Source organism: Bacteroides zoogleoformans, assembly GCF_002998435.1.
GTDB lineage: Bacteria > Bacteroidota > Bacteroidia > Bacteroidales > Bacteroidaceae > Bacteroides > Bacteroides zoogleoformans.
On record NZ_CP027231.1, the window covers coordinates 2,689,794 to 2,706,437 of the forward strand.

The 16,644-nt window shown below is 45.7% G+C and carries 14 protein-coding genes; 7 read left to right on the top strand and 7 right to left on the bottom strand.

Translation table 11 applies throughout. The features are described 5' to 3' along the window. Positions 1 to 45: 45 nt before the first annotated feature. The 4 genes from C4H11_RS11240 to C4H11_RS11255 all read right to left on the bottom strand — a co-directional run bounded on the left by C4H11_RS11240 (position 46) and on the right by C4H11_RS11255 (position 2,728). Positions 46 to 663, bottom strand: coding sequence for a 3'-5' exonuclease (locus C4H11_RS11240; RefSeq protein WP_106042094.1), 618 nt, complete (start codon positions 661 to 663; stop codon positions 46 to 48). Positions 664 to 676: 13 nt separating this feature from the next. Next, positions 677 to 1,228, bottom strand: a complete 552-nt coding sequence (locus tag C4H11_RS11245) for a DUF5063 domain-containing protein (RefSeq protein ID WP_106042096.1) — start codon at positions 1,226 to 1,228, stop codon at positions 677 to 679. Between the two features lie 194 nt (positions 1,229 to 1,422). Next, on the bottom strand, positions 1,423 to 2,034 hold the full coding sequence (locus C4H11_RS11250; protein WP_106042098.1) for a response regulator transcription factor: 612 nt from the start codon (positions 2,032 to 2,034) through the stop codon (positions 1,423 to 1,425). Continuing rightward, on the bottom strand, positions 2,024 to 2,728 hold the full coding sequence (locus C4H11_RS11255; protein WP_106042100.1) for a hemerythrin domain-containing protein: 705 nt from the start codon (positions 2,726 to 2,728) through the stop codon (positions 2,024 to 2,026). Before C4H11_RS11255 ends, C4H11_RS11250 begins: the two co-directional genes overlap by 11 nt. A gap of 203 nt (positions 2,729 to 2,931) precedes the next feature. Here C4H11_RS11255 and C4H11_RS11260 point away from each other — a divergent pair, with 203 nt between their 5' ends. Together C4H11_RS11260 and C4H11_RS11265 are read left to right on the top strand one after the other, a co-directional pair. Continuing rightward, positions 2,932 to 3,288 carry a BlaI/MecI/CopY family transcriptional regulator gene (locus tag C4H11_RS11260; protein ID WP_106042102.1) on the top strand — a complete coding sequence of 119 codons (357 nt, stop codon included), beginning with the start codon at positions 2,932 to 2,934 and terminating at the stop codon, positions 3,286 to 3,288. A 43-nt stretch (positions 3,289 to 3,331) separates the two neighbouring features. Further along, positions 3,332 to 5,200 (top strand): M56 family metallopeptidase, encoded by a 1,869-nt coding sequence (locus C4H11_RS11265; RefSeq protein ID WP_106042105.1) that lies wholly within the window; start codon positions 3,332 to 3,334, stop codon positions 5,198 to 5,200. A 217-nt stretch (positions 5,201 to 5,417) separates the two neighbouring features. Here the strand turns inward: C4H11_RS11265 and C4H11_RS11270 are convergent, their stop codons facing one another. Then, positions 5,418 to 6,584 carry an iron-containing alcohol dehydrogenase gene (locus C4H11_RS11270; protein WP_106042107.1) on the bottom strand — a complete coding sequence of 389 codons (1,167 nt, stop codon included), beginning with the start codon at positions 6,582 to 6,584 and terminating at the stop codon, positions 5,418 to 5,420. 325 nt (positions 6,585 to 6,909) lie between these two features. Here C4H11_RS11270 and C4H11_RS11275 point away from each other — a divergent pair, with 325 nt between their 5' ends. Further along, a complete protein-coding gene (locus C4H11_RS11275; protein WP_106042109.1) occupies positions 6,910 to 8,151 on the top strand; it encodes a carcinine hydrolase/isopenicillin-N N-acyltransferase family protein in 1,242 nt (413 codons plus the stop codon). 86 nt (positions 8,152 to 8,237) lie between these two features. Here the strand turns inward: C4H11_RS11275 and C4H11_RS11280 are convergent, their stop codons facing one another. Continuing rightward, the gene (locus C4H11_RS11280) at positions 8,238 to 10,364 is read right to left on the bottom strand and encodes a dipeptidyl-peptidase 5 (protein ID WP_106042111.1); all 2,127 of its coding nucleotides are present in this window, start codon (positions 10,362 to 10,364) and stop codon (positions 8,238 to 8,240) included. A 61-nt stretch (positions 10,365 to 10,425) separates the two neighbouring features. Then, positions 10,426 to 10,734, bottom strand: coding sequence for a hypothetical protein (locus tag C4H11_RS11285; RefSeq protein WP_106042113.1), 309 nt, complete (start codon positions 10,732 to 10,734; stop codon positions 10,426 to 10,428). A 273-nt stretch (positions 10,735 to 11,007) separates the two neighbouring features. On the opposite strand from C4H11_RS11285, the gene C4H11_RS11290 reads away from it, so the two are divergent. The 4 genes from C4H11_RS11290 to xylE all read left to right on the top strand — a co-directional run bounded on the left by C4H11_RS11290 (position 11,008) and on the right by xylE (position 16,353). Then, positions 11,008 to 11,739: an NUDIX hydrolase gene (locus tag C4H11_RS11290; protein WP_106042115.1), complete on the top strand. Its 732-nt coding sequence runs from the start codon at positions 11,008 to 11,010 to the stop codon at positions 11,737 to 11,739. Between the two features lie 55 nt (positions 11,740 to 11,794). Next, positions 11,795 to 13,282, top strand: coding sequence for a xylulokinase (locus C4H11_RS11295; RefSeq protein ID WP_106042117.1), 1,488 nt, complete (start codon positions 11,795 to 11,797; stop codon positions 13,280 to 13,282). 45 nt (positions 13,283 to 13,327) lie between these two features. Beyond that, complete coding sequence (xylA, locus tag C4H11_RS11300; protein ID WP_106042119.1) at positions 13,328 to 14,644, top strand: xylose isomerase; 1,317 nt, start codon at positions 13,328 to 13,330, stop codon at positions 14,642 to 14,644. Positions 14,645 to 14,874: 230 nt separating this feature from the next. After that, complete coding sequence (gene xylE / locus C4H11_RS11305; RefSeq protein WP_106042121.1) at positions 14,875 to 16,353, top strand: D-xylose transporter XylE; 1,479 nt, start codon at positions 14,875 to 14,877, stop codon at positions 16,351 to 16,353. The last annotated feature ends 291 nt before the right edge of the window (positions 16,354 to 16,644 follow it).

A 16,644-nucleotide genomic window follows, 5' to 3' on the forward strand; every position in this document is an offset into this window, starting at 1 on the left:
AGGGTGGTTGTTTTTTATACAGGTGCTTGATTGTGGAATGCTTTATTATTCTACTTCTTCTGTAGCGATCACAAAATCTCCGCTTTGCCTTAGCTCTTGCAGTTTGTTGTAGATGTTGAGGCATGCCCAGGCGTCGGTGGCGGCATATAGCTGTTGGGGTTGCGTCAAGGTTTCGGCTTCCCAATTGGATAGACGTTGGCTCTTGGAAATCTTCTCTCCGAAAAGAATAGCGTAGATCTTTTGCAGACTTTTGTCTTGAATGCCGAAGGGGCGGACAAACTCCTGTAGTTCGATGACGGAACGCGGTTCGAACGGAGCACGTTTGTGCAGCATCATGAAATCATCTTTCAGCGAAAGTCCTATTTTGGTGATGGAGGGGTTCTCCAGCAATGTGATGACGGGCAACGTCAGTCCGGTGAGGTTCAAGCGAAAGAGGAAACAATGGTCTTCCGAAGCTATTTGCAGCAGTGCGACTTTGTAGGACTGCCCTTTGTTGAATGACGGACGAGTCTCGCTATCAATGCCCAATAGCGGGCAGGTCTTCAGATAGCTTACCGCCTTTTCGGCTTCCCAAGGAGTTTGCACTACATGTATCTGTCCCGCGAAAAGAACTTTAGGCAATTCCTTCAGCAACTCTTTATTGATTGTTCTATGTATAACCATGTGCAATTTGCTTTTATTCCATCTTTTCGTCTGCCTCTTCCTCGTTTTCGTCTAATGTATATCTCACGCTATGCAGGGCTCGCAGCGTATTGACCAGCTTTTGTCCCCAATACAAACGGAAATTTTCCTGACAGATGGCGAGAGAATCATTCATGGTCTCGTTCAGTCCCAGTTGGAAAACGAAAATGAAATCCTTGATGTCTTGATAGATATCGGCCAAGTCTTCGGATATGTATCTGGCGATGGGTTGATCGCTGTACTTCATGTCAGAAACGAATACCTCCAGATAATCGTCTTTTCCGGCGAGGAGGTTGGCTATGTTCATGCGGAGTACTTCGTAAGTTTCTTCGGTGACGAATGTCTCCGGCGTTTCATCTCCTATGGGTTTGCAGTGGGGCAACAAGGAGGCTTTGAGGTAGAGCAATGGAAGAATTTTCAGGGACGTGTCGATGAAAGCGGCGGGTTTTACCCCTTCTGCCTGTTCCAGAAATTTGCAGAACTCGGCGGCTACTGTAACAAACTCTACGACATTGCGGTCGAATATCACTTGGCTTTCTTTTTTCATATGATGATGGCACTTTGAGGTGCAAAGATAACGAAACCAAAAGTAGAAGCAAATTAATCAGGTGATTATTCGTTTTTCGCTATGCGATATGTCGTTCTTCTCCGGCTTTCTGTGGGTGCGAGGTCCGGTTTGTGTGGATGTATGTCCGAAAAGTGTCGTTCAGATGATAGGCGTACAGTTGTTTTACTCCTTGGTTATAATGTATCTTTTATGTCGCTTAGTTCTACCAGCTTGTTCACGATGGCATAAATCGTAAGTCCGGCCGGAGAGTGAATCTGTAGCTTGCGCGCTATGTTCCGGCGGTGGGTAATGACGGTGTGGATGGAAAGATACAGCTTGTCGGCAATGGCTTTATTGGTCATGCCTTTCACAACGCAAGTTATGATTTCCTTTTCACGTTGGCTGAGGGTTTCTTGTTCGTTGTCTTTCTCCTCTTCTTCTGTGTGCAGCAGTCGATTGATTTTGGAGGAGATGATGTCAATATCATCGCAGATGGCAAAATTTTCGTCATATTCTTTCAGCGTGTTGTTGTCTATGACGGAACATACCATGGCGATGTATTTGACTCTGCTTTTTCCGTGTTCTGCTTTGAAAGAAGCTAAGTCAAACCAGCCGCCGAACGTGGGGTTAATGATTACGATATCGGCCGAATGCATGTGAATGTAGTTTTGCAATGATTCCGGTGAAGATATTTCGATAGGGTGCACATTCAGGTTGGAAATCCGTTTCAGTACAGCCGTAAGACCACTTCGGATGATGATTGAGGTTTCTGCGACAACAATCTTCAAAGAGGAGTTATTGTTCATTTCTCAACCCCCTTTCTATTTGTGCCACGGCAGGGACAAACATGTAATCTTCTACCTGACAGTGGGTGGCGAGGTCTTGTTCGCAGTTGAAAATATCGAACAAAGCGGCGTTCAGCAGATTGTTGTTTTCCTTTTCCGGATAGTATTTGATAATAATATTCTTCAGTTCTTTCAGTTTGGTTTCTATCTGATTGTGTTTACTGGCAAAAGTGGCAATGTTATATTCATCAGACAGCTTACCCTGCATCAACTGTTCCACGTAAGTGAATACGGCTGTGTTCTCATATTCCATATGGCGGCGTACTTCCTTGGCATATTCGTCGAAGAATTTGAGAATGAGGGAGGCTACATCGTTTGTGCCGGAGCAATCAATGGCTTCGATGAGTTTGCCGCGGATGGCCGGCAGATTGAAATCCAAAAAGTAAGTATGGGCGCGTTTCAGATAATCCATGAGGGCAGGAATGGAGAAATCATTCCCATTTCCGCTATAGGAGTATTGCTCTTCGCTGATGAAGTTGGCCACAGCGAGGAATGTCGGGCAATCAACACCTTGTGCTTTGCAGACGTCTTTGACGCTTTTATCTCCAAATCCCAATGAAAGGCCGAAACGGCTCATCACCATCAATAGGGAGTAGTTGTCGCAGATGAGATCGCTCATTTTGTCTGTTGCACGATACTTATGTTGTTCATTCATTGTGTGATATTGTTTTTATGCTCTTAAATGGAGTGCAAAGTAACAACTTTTGTTTGAAAGGAGCAATCGCCATTGTTAGGTATTTTTTCGGCATGGGCGGGCAGCTGCCGAAAAAACAAACTATATTCTTTAGTTTTATTTAACGGGACAAATTAGTTTTTGAACTAAAAATTTTAGTTCTTTGCAGAAAACATAAGAAAACGATGAAGGGATTGACTGTAAAAGAAGAGGAGATTATGGGCTTTTTTTGGGAAAAGGGGCCTTTGTTCGTAAAGGAGATACTGAGGTTCTACGAAGCGCCGAAGCCGCATTTCAATACATTATCTACTATTGTCCGAGGTCTTGAGGATAAGGGTTTTCTGAGCCACCATGCTTATGGAAACACTTATCAGTATTATGCGGTAGTGAGCGAAGATGATTTCCGTAAACGGACATTGAAAGATGTTATCCGTAAATATTTCAATAATTCCTATCTCAGTGCAGTGTCGTCGCTGGTGAAAGAGGAGGAACTTTCGCTGGAGGAGTTGAAGCAACTGATACGGGAAGTGGAGGAGAAATAATAGATCTGCTCGGGAATTTAAAACAATAAAAAAACAGAAAAGGATGGGACTCTTCTTTGTATATATACTAAAATCGTCGGTTTGCTTGGCAGTGTTCTATTTGTTTTACCGTTTGTTGATGGCTCGCGAAACATTTCATCGTTTCAATCGGTTTGCTTTGCTGGGTATCCTGCTGTTGTCTTGTCTTTTACCGTTAATCGAAGTGAACGTAAAGCAGGAGACGGAAGTAAATCAGACTATGTCGACATTGGAGCAGTTGTTGATGATGGCAGATGCGGATGGTTCGGCTGAAACAGTCGGAGCGGTTGAAGAAACAACGGTTACATGGGTGCAGATGGCTTTGCTGGTTTATCTGTCGGGAATCCTTTTCTTTGCTTTCCGTAATGCTTGTTCGTTGATGCGGTTGCTGATGTTGTTGAAATCGGGAAGCAGACAACATGTTGATTGCTATTTGCCGGGTAGGAGAGAGGATGTTGCTTTGCTTGTGCACGATAAAGAGGTGGCTCCCTTCAGTTGGATGAAGTACATCGTTATTTCCCATAAGGATTTGGAAGAGAACGGACGTGAAATCCTTATCCACGAACTGGCCCATATCCGTAACCGGCACTCTTGGGATTTGCTGGTGGCCGATGTTTGCATTTTCTTTCAGTGGTTCAATCCGGCTTCGTGGCTGATGAAACAGGAATTGCAGAATATACACGAGTATGAAGCGGATGAAACAGTCATTGAAGAGGGCGTGGATGCGAAACAATATCAACTATTATTAATAAAAAAAGCTGTCGGCACAAGGCTCTACTCTATGGCCAACAGCTTTAATCACAGTAAACTTAAAAAACGTATCACTATGATGTTAAAAGAAAAATCAAGTCCGTGGGCACGTTTGAAGTATCTTTATGTACTTCCCGTAGCGGCTGTTGCTGTTACAGCTTTTGCCCGTCCCGAAGTCTCTGAGAAAGTTGAAGAGATTTCTGCCGTCAAAGTTAATGATTTGGCTGCAATTGTAGAAATAAAAGTGGAAGAAAGTGTGGGAGACACCACGAAACCTGCCGGAGTGACGTATGTGCCTGTCGAGGTAAATGAAAAGTTGAAAGGGACTCCGGTTTTGACAGTCGTGGAACAAATGCCCGCATATCCCGGAGGTATGTCTGCTCTGATGGAGTATTTCAATAAGAACATGCGCTATCCTGCATCTGCCAAGGAGCGAGGGCTGCAAGGACGTGTCACGGTTCAGTTTGTGGTGGATAAGGACGGAAGTGTTAAGGAGCCGAAAGTCATTCGTTCGATAGATCAGGAGCTGGATGAGGAGGCGTTGCGCTTGGTAAAGAGCATGTCGAAGTGGGAGCCGGGCAGACAGAACGGGGAACCCGTTGCGGTGAAATTTGCAGTTCCGGTGCCCTTTAAGCAGGATGTTGACGTAAGAATGAGCGAGCAGCTTGTCGGTAAAATTCAAGAGGTGCGTACGTCGATGGGCGGAGGTAGAGGAATACCGTTCTATATCGTAGATGGCAAAGAAGTATCCGCTTCTGTGATGCGTGCGCTGAAACCTGAAAGCATTGCAGGCGTGTCTGTCCTGAAGGATAAGTCGGCCACGGCAATCTATGGAGAAAGAGCGAAACATGGCGTAGTTGTGATGACCTTGAAGGAGGAAGATTCTGCGATGGATATGCAGGAGAAGAAATTAGAGGGAATCGCTGTGGGTGAGAAGGATATTGATCTATCCAAAGTGGAGGTCTTTATTGATGGTGTAAAGGTAGATTTGCAAGAAAAGAAGTTGGACGAACTTGTACCGTCCGATAAGATAGAGAACATAAAGGTTGATAAAGCTCCTGATGGGAAAGGCAAGATTTATATTACAATTAAAAAAGGAGAGAAAGAGCATAAGTTCTCTGTGACTCCGGACAAAATGAAATAAGAAAAATTCCCTTTATGGAAAAGAGATTTATACCGCATTTATAGAACTGATAAGTTCATATCAACATGTGTTCAGGAAATATGTCATAAAATCAGCCAGCTAACTCACATTTGCAGGTTAGTTGGCTGATTGTTTCTTTAAGTAGGGAGATGTTTTGAATGTCCCTGCTTATCAACTGTGATGTTTTGGTGACGTTGTCGTTTTATGACGGCATGTCTTACAGACTCTTCCTGAGAATCTCGATGATTTCTTCGCGGGTCAGTTTGTGATAACCGCTGTCGAAGATGATGGTGCTGTCTGCTATTCCTTCGAGCATCTCCTCCGTTACGCCAAGTTCTTTGATACTGAGCACTACGCCTATTTCACGCATCCAGCTTTCCAAAGCAGCCAGTCCTTCTTCCGCCACCTGCCGGTCATTCTTCCCTTCAGGACGGATGTCCCAAACGGTTGTGGCAAACCGGCGGAGCTTATCAGTGGCATAAGGCAGAATATGGCGGTAGTAAGGCAACGAAACGGCGGAGAGTGTCATGCCGTGAGTGGCATCCGTATGAGCTCCGATGGCTTGACCTATCATGTGTACCATCCAGTCTTGCCGCTTGCCGCGTCCGACAAGTGTGTTGAGTGCCCATGTGGCTGTCCACATGATGTTGGAGCGTGCCTCGTAATCTTCGGGATTTTTAACCGCAATGCGGCTGGAGTGAATCAGAGAGCGCATCAGTCCTTCATTCAGATAGTCGCTGGTGCTGTCGTCGGTATTGGAGAAGTATTGTTCCATGAGGTGCGACATGGTGTCGAAGAAGCCGGCCACCATCTGATAGCGAGGCAGTGTATAAGTGTATGTGGGGTTAAGGATGGAGAAGCGGGGCATTACACGTTCATCGAATACTTTGCCGATTTTCAGATTCTCAGAGTGGTTGGTGATGACTGAACCGCCATTCATTTCCGACCCTGTGCCTACCATCGTGAGGATGCTACCCACCGGAATGATGCGGCAATCCGGGTCTTCTTGCCGTTTGTAATACTTCTCCCACGGATCGTCATTGCACCACGCCGAAACGCTGACGCCCTTGGCATAGTCGATAACCGAACCGCCACCTACGGCAAGGATGAGGTCGGCATTTGTCTTGCGTGCCAATTCTGCTCCTTCGCGTAGTTTTTCCACGGTGGGATTAGGCATGACTCCCGATAATTCCACAATTTGCTTACCGGCCTTGTTGAGTATGTCGGTCACTTGCTCATAGATACCGTTGCGTTTGATGCTTCCACCGCCATAGGTAAGCAACACTACAGGACCGTATGCTTTTAATTCTTCAGCCAAGAACTTCAGCGATTCATCGCCGAAATAAAGCTTTGTTGGATTTGAATACTTGAAATTGCCTAACATAGTTCTACTTTTTTTGAGGGGTTATACTTTTATTCTTATCGCTTACCGGCAGGTATAGTGCTAAAGATGCTATAATTTTCCTGAAAAAGGATGTCTTACAACTCTTTTTGTCATGAATGCAAATTCTCTTATAAGATAACAAATAAATCCGTAAAAAGTTTATCTGATAAGATGCAAGCGAATTTGAAATCTGTTTTCTTTTGTTATTTCTCGGGTTATCATACTTTTCCTCTAAAGAAAAAAATGATTTCTTTATTATGCCGGTGTAAAAAGCTCATGCTTTTTATGTACTTTTGTGAATCTCATTTTTTAGAAAAGAAAAGTTATGATGAAATGTATTCCCTTCATGTTGAGCTTGCTTTCGGCATTTATGCTTGCCGAACCGCTTTTGGCTTGTACTTCTGCCGTTGTCTCCGGCAAGGTTACTCCCGATGGCCGTCCGTTGTTGTGGAAACACCGCGATACGGATTTCGTGCGAAATCACGTGGCTTATGTAAAAGGTGAGAAGTATGATTTCATTGCCGATGTGAACAGCAGCAATTTTCCGGAACTGAAGGAGGCCTGGATTGGTACAAATACCGCAGGCTTTGCCCTGATGAACACCCAGTCTTACAATCTCGTTGAAGTAAAGGATGAGGAAGAGCGCGGTGTGGCCAACGGGCGTGTCATTTATCGCGCTTTGGAGGTTTGTGCCACAGTGGAAGATTTCCGGCATTTTCTTGACACCATAGCAAAGCCCAGCATGATAGAGGCGAATTTTGGCGTGATAGATGCCAAAGGTGGTGCGGCCTTGTTTGAGGTGGACTATTATAAATATACGATGTATGACGCCAATGACCCCAAAGATGCCCCTTACGGCTACATTGCGCGTACTAACTTTTCCTTTACAGGCAAAGTGAACGAGGGGGCAGGCTATGTGCGCTATATGGAGGCCGACCAAGTATTGATGAAGGCTTCGGCTACGGGAGGAATCACTCCGCAAGGCATCTTCAACGACCTTTCGCGTTCGTTTCGCAACGGTATGCTTGGTATTGACTTGAAAAGCGGTGATTTTAATTGTCCTAAAAGATCCGGTTGGTTTGTCGATCATGACTTCATTCCGCGTAGCGGTACTTCTTGTTCGGTAGTGGTGCAAGGTGTCAAGTCGGGTGAGAAGGCGGAGCTTACTACCATGTGGACACTCTTAGGCTATCCTCCTACGGGAGTTGCCATACCTCTTTGGGTGAAAGGAGCCGACAAGCAACTTCCTCCGATGGTGTGTTTGGATGGGAAACTTGCGGCAGCTCCGCTCAGTGACTGGTCTCTTCGGCTTGCGGACAACGTTTACTGCTACAATCAAGGGATGGGAACAAATCGTTATCTGAATTGGGAGAGACTATATAGTCCGACAAGAGGGGATGGTTATATGACGCAGCTTGCTCCTGTCGAAGCGGCAGTCTTCAGGCTTACCATGCCTGTGCTGAACAATTGGCGAAAGCAAGGTGGTTTGAGTATCGATGAAATGCAAACTCTGTACAGAGAATTTGAGAATTCGGTTCGGAAGGCTTATGAATCTTTACTTGAATGATTTGTCTTATACTGATATGGGTAGACACATTTACTAACTAATAAATGTGTCTACCCATATCAGTATAAGACAACGAATGGCTTTTTTTACTTGCAGTTATCTGTCTTCAGCCATTTATCCAACCACTCAAAGAAAGTGCGTTGCCAAAGTACGCCGTTCTGAGGTTTCAGTACCCAATGATTCTCGTCCGGATAGATAAGCAATTCGGCGGGTACACCGCGCATTACGGCAGCATCGAAAGCGGCCATTGCTTGATTGGCGAGAATACGGAAATCTTTTTCTCCATGGATGCAAAGAATCGGTGTATCCCATTTGTCCACAAAGAGATGCGGTGAGTTGGCAAAAGTTCGTTGTGCCGTAGCATTGTTCTTTTCCCAATAAGCGCCGCCCATGTCCCAATTGGCAAACCATTTCTCTTCCGTTTCCAAATATTGCATTTCCATATTGAATATACCATCGTGGGCAATGAATGTCTTGAAGCGCTTGTCATGGTGTCCGGCAAGCCAATACACAGAGAAACCTCCGAAGCTGGCACCTACACAACCCAAATGGTCTTTATCTACAAATGGCTCTTTGGCTATTTCATCTATCGCAGTGAAATAGTCCCTCATACATTGCCCTCCATAGTCGCCGCTGATGGCTTCGTTCCATACCACACCGAAACCCGGTAAACCTCTACGGTTAGGAGCCACAATAATATAATCGTTTGCCGCCATGATTTGAAAATTCCAACGATAACTCCAGAACTGACTGACCGGACTTTGCGGACCGCCTTCACAGAAAAGCAGAGTAGGATATTTCTTATTAGGGTCAAATTTAGGCGGATAGATGACCCACGTCAACATTTGTTTGCCATCAGTTGTTGTCATCCAGCGAGGTTCCACTTTACCCATCTCCAATTGGTCGTAGATGTGCTTGTTTTCGAAAGTCAGCTGCCGGACATCAGCAAAATCGGTTCCGTTACGATTGGCGTTCACGGCGTAGATTTCATCGGCCATGCTCATGGAATGGCGTTTGGCTATGATCTTATCACCACAGAGAGCGAGCGAAGCATAGTCATACATGCCATCGGTCAGTTGCGTCAGTTTATCATCATCGGAAAGGAGGATGTTATAGATGTGCGTTTCTCCATGCCATACACCGATGAAGAAGATGCTTTGCGAATCCTTGTTCCACAAGAATGCGTCCACATTCGATTCGAATGCCTTGCTCACAAAACGCTTCTCGCCTGTTTCGAGGTTCATGATAAAAAGGCGGTTGAGGTCGGCTTCATAGCCATCGCGTTCCATACTTTGCCAAGCAATGTATTTGCCATCCGGCGAGTATTGTGGATTGGTATCGTATCCCTTGTTATCCTCGGTGATGTTATTGGTTTTCTTTGTGGCAAGATCATAGATATAAATATCGGAGTTGGTGGAAATGGCATATGCAAGTCCTGTTTTTTTACGACAAGTATAGGCCACTTTGTCCGAGGCCGGACTCCATGCCAGCTGTTCGATGCCTCCCCAAGGCTTCATCGGACTTTCGTAGGGCTCACCTTCAAGAATATCTGTCACATTGTCTATTTCATTTCCATCGAAGTCTGCAACAAAAGGGTGTGGGGCAGTGGTTACCCATTCATCCCAGTGCTTATACATCAAGTCGTTGACGATGATACCGGTAGCCTTAGGCAGATCGGGATGCTTATCGGCTGTGCTCTTCACTGTCTTGACCTGAGCGATGAAAAGCAGTTTCTTTCCATCGGGCGAGAAAGAGAACCCTTCTATGTCACCATCATATTGAGTCAGCTGTTTACGTTCTGTTCCATCCGGGTTCATCTCCCATACTTGGCTGCTTCCGCTTTCGCTGCTTAGAAAAGCTATTTTTTTACCGTTCTTGAACCATGCGGGTTCTCCTTCTCTCCATGCGCTGTTCGTGATTTGGACGTTTTCACTGCCATCGGCATTCATTACGAAGACTTCGCTGTTGCTTTTGTTCTCTGGCACGCTGTAGTAAGATACCGTGTAGGCTATCTGTTTCTCATCGGGTGAAACGGCCACACTGCCGACTCTTCCCATTGCCCACAAAGCTTCGGGTGTCATACGTCGGTTTTCAATCTTAATGTCGGAGCGTCGGATAATGGCCGACGTGTCTTTTTCTCCGGCATCCTTTGTTCCTCCGCAAGAGGCTAATGTCATGGCTGCTGACATAAGCAAAAGATTTACTTGTTTCATACTAAGTTTTATTATCAAGGTTATTTACCGCAAATTTATATAAAATTACGGATAAATGTGCTCAAACATCTCTCAATTCTTGTTTGGCCATGCCAAGGCGAATGACGATTGGCTTCCATTGCTTTACGCCGACTTTCACTTCATTGATGAATTGCATAGTGTCTTCCTTTCCGGTCATGTGTTCTTCAGAAGCATCAAGCGGAATCTTCAGGTCCGCATGATTGGTCGTTGAATTGATGAGGAAGGCCCGGCATTCATTTAGTATATCTTTTAGTCGGTTGGTAAAAGCAAAGAATATTCTGCCACCGGACAACTTCTTCGTGGCAGAAGACTGAGGGGCGAATGGGCTTATGTGAAAGTCCGGATGCAAGAGGCTGCTGTTTTATACAATAAGTAGTATACCCGTATATCCAAAGAAACCGATGTGCGAAAAACTTAAAATCAAGGCATTTTTACCTTATTGTCTTTTGTACAATTATATCATATTGTATATGTTACGATAACAATATGAGATGTTATTGTAGTAAATATGATATGTATTATTCTGTAAAATAGTGTTTTATAACATTCTATAAAAGATTTATTTTTTATTTGTTTTTAGAAAAAAACTTGTCTATATTTGCAACGCTAAAAATAGAAAGTTATGCAGAATGCAGTACATGTCACGCCGTTGGCAAACAATCATATCTCCGTAGACTGTGTGGTAATCGGGTTCGACGGCGAACAGCTAAAAGTGTTGCTGATAAAACGTGTAGGTGAAGAGGAAGGAGAAATCTTTCACGACATGAAACTTCCGGGAAGCTTGATTTATATGGATGAGGACTTGGACGAGGCTGCCCAAAGAGTACTGAAAGAACTTACGGGATTGAAGAATGTTAATCTGATGCAGTTCAAGGCATTTGGCTCGAAGAATCGTACGAAAGACCCCAAAGACATTCATTGGCTGGAACGGGCCATGCAATTGAAGGTGGAACGTATCGTCACCATAGCATACCTGTCGCTGGTGAAGATAGACCGGGCGCTGAATCGGGATTTGGACAATTATCAGGCTGATTGGGTGGCCATGCACGACATAAAGGCATTGGCTTTCGATCACAACCTGATCATCAAGGAGGCTTTGGTCTATATCCGTCAATATGTAGAGTTCAACCCTTCTTCTTTATTCGACTTGTTGCCGCGAAAATTTACGGCGTCACAACTGCGCACTTTGTATGAGTTGGTGTATGGGAAGCAGTTCGATGTCCGAAACTTCCATAAGAAAATAGCGATGATGGAATACGTTGTCCCGCTGGAAGAGAAGCAACAGGGAGTAGCTCACCGGGCGGCACGCTACTACCGGTTCGACAAGAAAATATATAATAAAACCAGACGATAACCGATTTTAGCGGACATTTAAAGAATGATCAATCAAAAAAGTAAAAATAGAGTATATGTATTTATTAGGTTATGACATTGGCAGCTCGTCCGTAAAAGCGAGTTTGGTAAACGCGGAAAGCGGTAAATGTGTGTCGTCTGCATTCTTTCCCAAGGCAGAGGCGGAAATCATTGCCGTGAAACCGGGATGGGCAGAACAAAATCCCGAATCTTGGTGGAAAAACCTGAAGTTGGCCACGCACGCCGTATTGACAGAGTCCGGAATAAATGCCGGAGACATCAAGGCTATCGGTATCTCTTACCAAATGCACGGCCTGGTATGTGTGGATAAGAAGGGGCAAGTGCTGCGTCCCGCCATCATCTGGTGCGACTCAAGATCGGTTCCATACGGTCAAAAAGCATTTGAAACATTGGGAGAGGAAATGTGTCTTTCTCATTTGCTGAATTCTCCGGGAAACTTCACCGCATCTAAGCTGGCGTGGATGAAGGAAAACGAACCGGCCGTTTACGAAAGGATTCATAAGATCATGCTGCCGGGTGACTACATTGCAATGAAACTTACGGGTACTATCTGCACCACCGTTTCCGGTTTGTCCGAAGGAATGTTCTGGGACTTCAAGAATAGTCGGATTGCCGATTTCCTGATGAACCATTACGGTTTCGACTCTTCACTGATAGCTGATATCAGGCCCACTTTTTCCGAACAAGGGTGCGTCAATGCCGCGGCAGCCCGCGAATTAGGCTTAAAAGAGGGCACTCCCGTCACTTACCGTGCCGGAGACCAACCCAACAACGCCCTTTCACTGAATGTATTCAATCCCGGAGAGATAGCTTCCACGGCAGGTACATCCGGTGTGGTATATGGTGTGAACGGAGAAGTAAACTACGACCCCAAATCGCGTGTCAACACGTTTGCACACGTGAACCATAGTGCCGAACAAACTCGTTTGGGAGTCTTGTTATGCATCAACGGAACAGGCATCCTCAATTCGTGGGTGAAGCGCACCGTCGCTTCCGAAGGCATTTCGTATAACGACATGAATGCATTGGCCGCACAAGCCCCCATAGGTAGTGCCGGTCTGAGCATTCTACCTTTTGGCAACGGGGCGGAACGTATGCTCGAAAACAGAGAGACCGGTTGTTCTGTAGAAGGAATCAACTTCAACCTGCATGGAAAATCACACATCGTCCGTGCGGCGCAAGAGGGCATCGTGTTCTCTTTTAAATACGGCATTGATATTATGGAACAGATGGGCATCCCCGTACAGAAAATCCATGCGGGAAAAGCCAATATGTTCCTCAGCCCGCTATTCCGCGAAACACTGGCAGGCGTAACAGGTGCAGTAATCGAGCTGTACGATACCGACGGTTCCGTAGGAGCAGCCAAAGGGGCAGGCATCGGTGCCGGCATTTACAAAGACAATAATGAGGCCTTTGCCACATTAGAGAAATTAGAGATCATTGAGTCGAAGCCGGCCGACCGTGAAGCGTATGCGGAAGCATACGGACGCTGGAGGCAATGTCTGCTCAACGTTCTTTCATAAGACTGACAGAATGCAGAAAATAATAAACCCTAAAAACAAATTAAGATGACAACAAAAGAGTATTTTCCCGGAATAGGAAAAATCAAGTTCGAAGGTAAAGAGAGTATGAACCCGATGGCATTCCGTTATTACGATGCCGAGAAAGTAGTCATGGGTAAGAAGATGAAAGATTGGCTGAAGTTTGCCATGGCATGGTGGCACACTCTCTGCGCAGAAGGTGGTGACCAGTTCGGCGGCGGCACGAAGAAATTTCCTTGGAACGGCGAGGCCGACAAGGTACAAGCTGCCAAGAACAAGATGGATGCCGGTTTTGAGTTCATGCAGAAAATGGGTATCGAATATTATTGCTTCCACGACATAGACCTCTGCGACGAAGCCGATAGTATCGAGGAATACGAAGCCAATCTGAAAGCTATTGTGGCATACGCCAAACAGAAACAAGCCGAAACAGGCATCAAACTGCTGTGGGGTACTGCCAACGTATTCAGCCATGCGCGCTACATGAACGGTGCCGCAACCAATCCGGATTTCGATGTGGTGGCACGTGCTGCCGTTCAAATCAAGAATGCCATCGATGCAACTATCGAGTTGGGCGGTACGAACTATGTATTCTGGGGCGGACGTGAAGGCTATATGTCACTGCTGAATACCGACCAGAAACGTGAAAAGGAACACCTTGCACGAATGTTGACTCTGGCACGCGACTACGCCCGCAGCAAAGGCTTCACCGGTACTTTCCTGATTGAGCCTAAACCGATGGAACCCTCCAAACATCAATATGATGTGGATACCGAAACTGTTATCGGTTTCCTGAAGGATCATAACTTAGATAAGGATTTCAAAGTGAACATTGAGGTGAATCACGCCACACTGGCGGGTCATACTTTTGAGCACGAATTGGCCGTAGCCGTTGACAATGGTATGTTGGGCTCTATTGATGCCAACCGCGGTGACTACCAGAACGGATGGGATACCGACCAATTCCCCATTGACAACTTTGAGCTGATACAGGCCATGATGCAAATTATTCGTAACGATGGTTTGGGTAACGGTGGTACGAACTTCGACGCCAAGACCCGCCGTAACTCTACCGATTTGGAAGACATCTTCATCGCACACATCGCAGGTATGGATGCCATGGCGCGCGCCCTTGAAAGTGCAGCCAAGTTGTTGGAGGAATCTCCTTACAAGAAGATGTTGGCCGACCGCTATGCTTCATTTGACTCCGGCAAAGGAAAAGAGTTTGAAGAAGGCAAGCTGACATTAGAAGAAGTGGTAGCATACGCCAAAGTCAACGGCGAACCCAAACAGACCAGCGGTAAGCAAGAGTTGTATGAAGCAATCGTAAACATGTATTGCTAAACTTCATCCATATTACGAATAGCGGATTGCATGACAGCCGAAGCGATGTCAAGAAAACAAAGCTTATGTGCCCTGTAATGTAATATTCGGGTACGGACTTCACGGGTTTACGCATTTTAGCACTAAATCCGTGATTTCCCGCATAATCCGTAGGAGCTCTTGCATTGTGCTCGCGACATCCGGCTATTCGTAGTTTGGCAGTTTATAGTTAATTCTTAATTTCTTTTATAATGAACAATACAGAAAACGGTAGCAAAGTTTATCTTTTTTCCATCGTGCTTGTTGCCGTCATCGGCGGATTGCTGTTCGGATACGATACGGCAGTCATTTCGGGGGCAGAAAAAGGACTTCAGGCCTTCTTCATGGGAGCCGAATTTGAATATACCGACACGATGCACGGCATCACTTCCTCCAGTGCACTGATAGGCTGCATTCTGGGTAGCGCAATTTCAGGTTTTCTTGCTTCCAATCTTGGTCGCAAACGTTCCCTGTTCATAGCAGGTGTCCTGTTCTTATTGTCCGCGCTCGGTTCTTATTATCCGGAGTTCCTGTTCTTCGAGCGGGGAGTGCCCTCTTATCCGCTGCTGATTGCATTTAATCTTTATCGTATTTTAGGCGGTATCGGTGTCGGTCTGGCCTCTGCCATCTGTCCCATGTATATTGCGGAAATTGCCCCGAGCAATATTCGCGGAACATTGGTTTCCTGGAATCAGTTTGCCATTATCTTCGGTCAGCTGGTAGTTTATTTCGTGAATTTTTTGATTTTGGGCAACCATGCCAATCCCGTCATAGATTTAGTAAACGGCGTGAACCAAATTATGAATCCGGATGCAGCTGCATGGACCATTGATACCGGATGGCGCCTGATGTTCGTCAGCGAGGCTGTTCCCGCAGGACTTTTTGCCTTATTGGTGCTGTTTGTACCTGAAACACCCCGCTATCTTGCCCTATGCGGTAAAGACGTAAAGGCATTGCATGTGCTGAGCCGCATCAACGGGCTTGCTCAGGCCAAAATCATCTTGTCCGAAATCAAAGCAACAGCCGAAGAAAAAACCGAAAAGCTCTTCACGTACGGATGGATGGTTATTTTCATCGGCATCATGCTCAGCGTATTCCAGCAAGCCGTCGGCATCAATGCCGTGCTTTACTTCGCTCCGCGTATCTTCCATACAATGGGTATGGGCAATCCGATGGTACAGACTGTGATTATGGGCGTCATCAATATTTTGTTCACACTGCTGGCTGTCTTCACGGTAGAAAAATGGGGACGTAAGCCGTTGCTGATATCCGGTTCCATCGGTATGGCGATAGGAGCGTGCGGTGTGGCTCTTTGCAACTTTGCCACAGGAGTTCCGTCCATCTTTCCGGTTGTCAGCATCATGGTGTACAGCGCTTCATTCATGTTCAGCTGGGGGCCCATTTGCTGGGTACTGATTGCGGAAATCTTCCCGAACACCATCCGTGGTGCGGCAGTGGCCATTGCCGTGGCATTCCAATGGATTTTCAATTTCATCGTCTCATCCACATTTGTACCTATGTATAACATGCGGTTAGGAGAGATGGGCGACAAGTTCGGACACATGTTCGCCTATGCGCTCTACGGCATCATCTGTGTGGTGGCAGCCATCTTCGTCTGGAAGTTAGTGCCCGAGACAAAAGGCAAAACGCTGGAAGATATGACCCAATTGTGGAAAAACCGGAAAAAGTAACCATTCATCCGGTGTATGATATAGAAAGGTGCAGTTGACAAAGATTGACCGCACCTTTCTTTTTCCCTCTCAAACTTCTTGCTTCTCCAAGAGTCTGCCAAGTTGATACGCCGTGTCCTTTTGAAGATTCTTTTTGGAGATAACCCCGTTTTAAGAAAAAACAGTGGCTATATTTAAGAAGCGGGAAGAGGCAAAACGGGCTGAAAAGAAGCGCAAAAGAAACTGAATAAGAAAACTTTTTGAGGAAAATTTAAGCAGGCTCTAAGTTTTTTGTAACTTTGCACCTTCAAA

Excerpts from the sequence above, each read along its gene's own strand:
- C4H11_RS11240 (WP_106042094.1), bottom strand. The coding sequence starts at position 663 with ATGGTTATACATAGAACAATCAATAAAGAGTTGCTGAAGGAATTGCCT.
- C4H11_RS11245 (WP_106042096.1), bottom strand. The coding sequence starts at position 1,228 with ATGAAAAAAGAAAGCCAAGTGATATTCGACCGCAATGTCGTAGAGTTT.
- C4H11_RS11250 (WP_106042098.1), bottom strand. The coding sequence starts at position 2,034 with ATGAACAATAACTCCTCTTTGAAGATTGTTGTCGCAGAAACCTCAATC.
- C4H11_RS11255 (WP_106042100.1), bottom strand. The coding sequence starts at position 2,728 with ATGAATGAACAACATAAGTATCGTGCAACAGACAAAATGAGCGATCTC.
- C4H11_RS11260 (WP_106042102.1), top strand. The coding sequence starts at position 2,932 with ATGAAGGGATTGACTGTAAAAGAAGAGGAGATTATGGGCTTTTTTTGG.
- C4H11_RS11265 (WP_106042105.1), top strand. The coding sequence starts at position 3,332 with ATGGGACTCTTCTTTGTATATATACTAAAATCGTCGGTTTGCTTGGCA.
- C4H11_RS11270 (WP_106042107.1), bottom strand. The coding sequence starts at position 6,584 with ATGTTAGGCAATTTCAAGTATTCAAATCCAACAAAGCTTTATTTCGGC.
- C4H11_RS11275 (WP_106042109.1), top strand. The coding sequence starts at position 6,910 with ATGATGAAATGTATTCCCTTCATGTTGAGCTTGCTTTCGGCATTTATG.
- C4H11_RS11280 (WP_106042111.1), bottom strand. The coding sequence starts at position 10,364 with ATGAAACAAGTAAATCTTTTGCTTATGTCAGCAGCCATGACATTAGCC.
- C4H11_RS11290 (WP_106042115.1), top strand. The coding sequence starts at position 11,008 with ATGCAGAATGCAGTACATGTCACGCCGTTGGCAAACAATCATATCTCC.
- C4H11_RS11295 (WP_106042117.1), top strand. The coding sequence starts at position 11,795 with ATGTATTTATTAGGTTATGACATTGGCAGCTCGTCCGTAAAAGCGAGT.
- xylA (WP_106042119.1), top strand. The coding sequence starts at position 13,328 with ATGACAACAAAAGAGTATTTTCCCGGAATAGGAAAAATCAAGTTCGAA.
- xylE (WP_106042121.1), top strand. The coding sequence starts at position 14,875 with ATGAACAATACAGAAAACGGTAGCAAAGTTTATCTTTTTTCCATCGTG.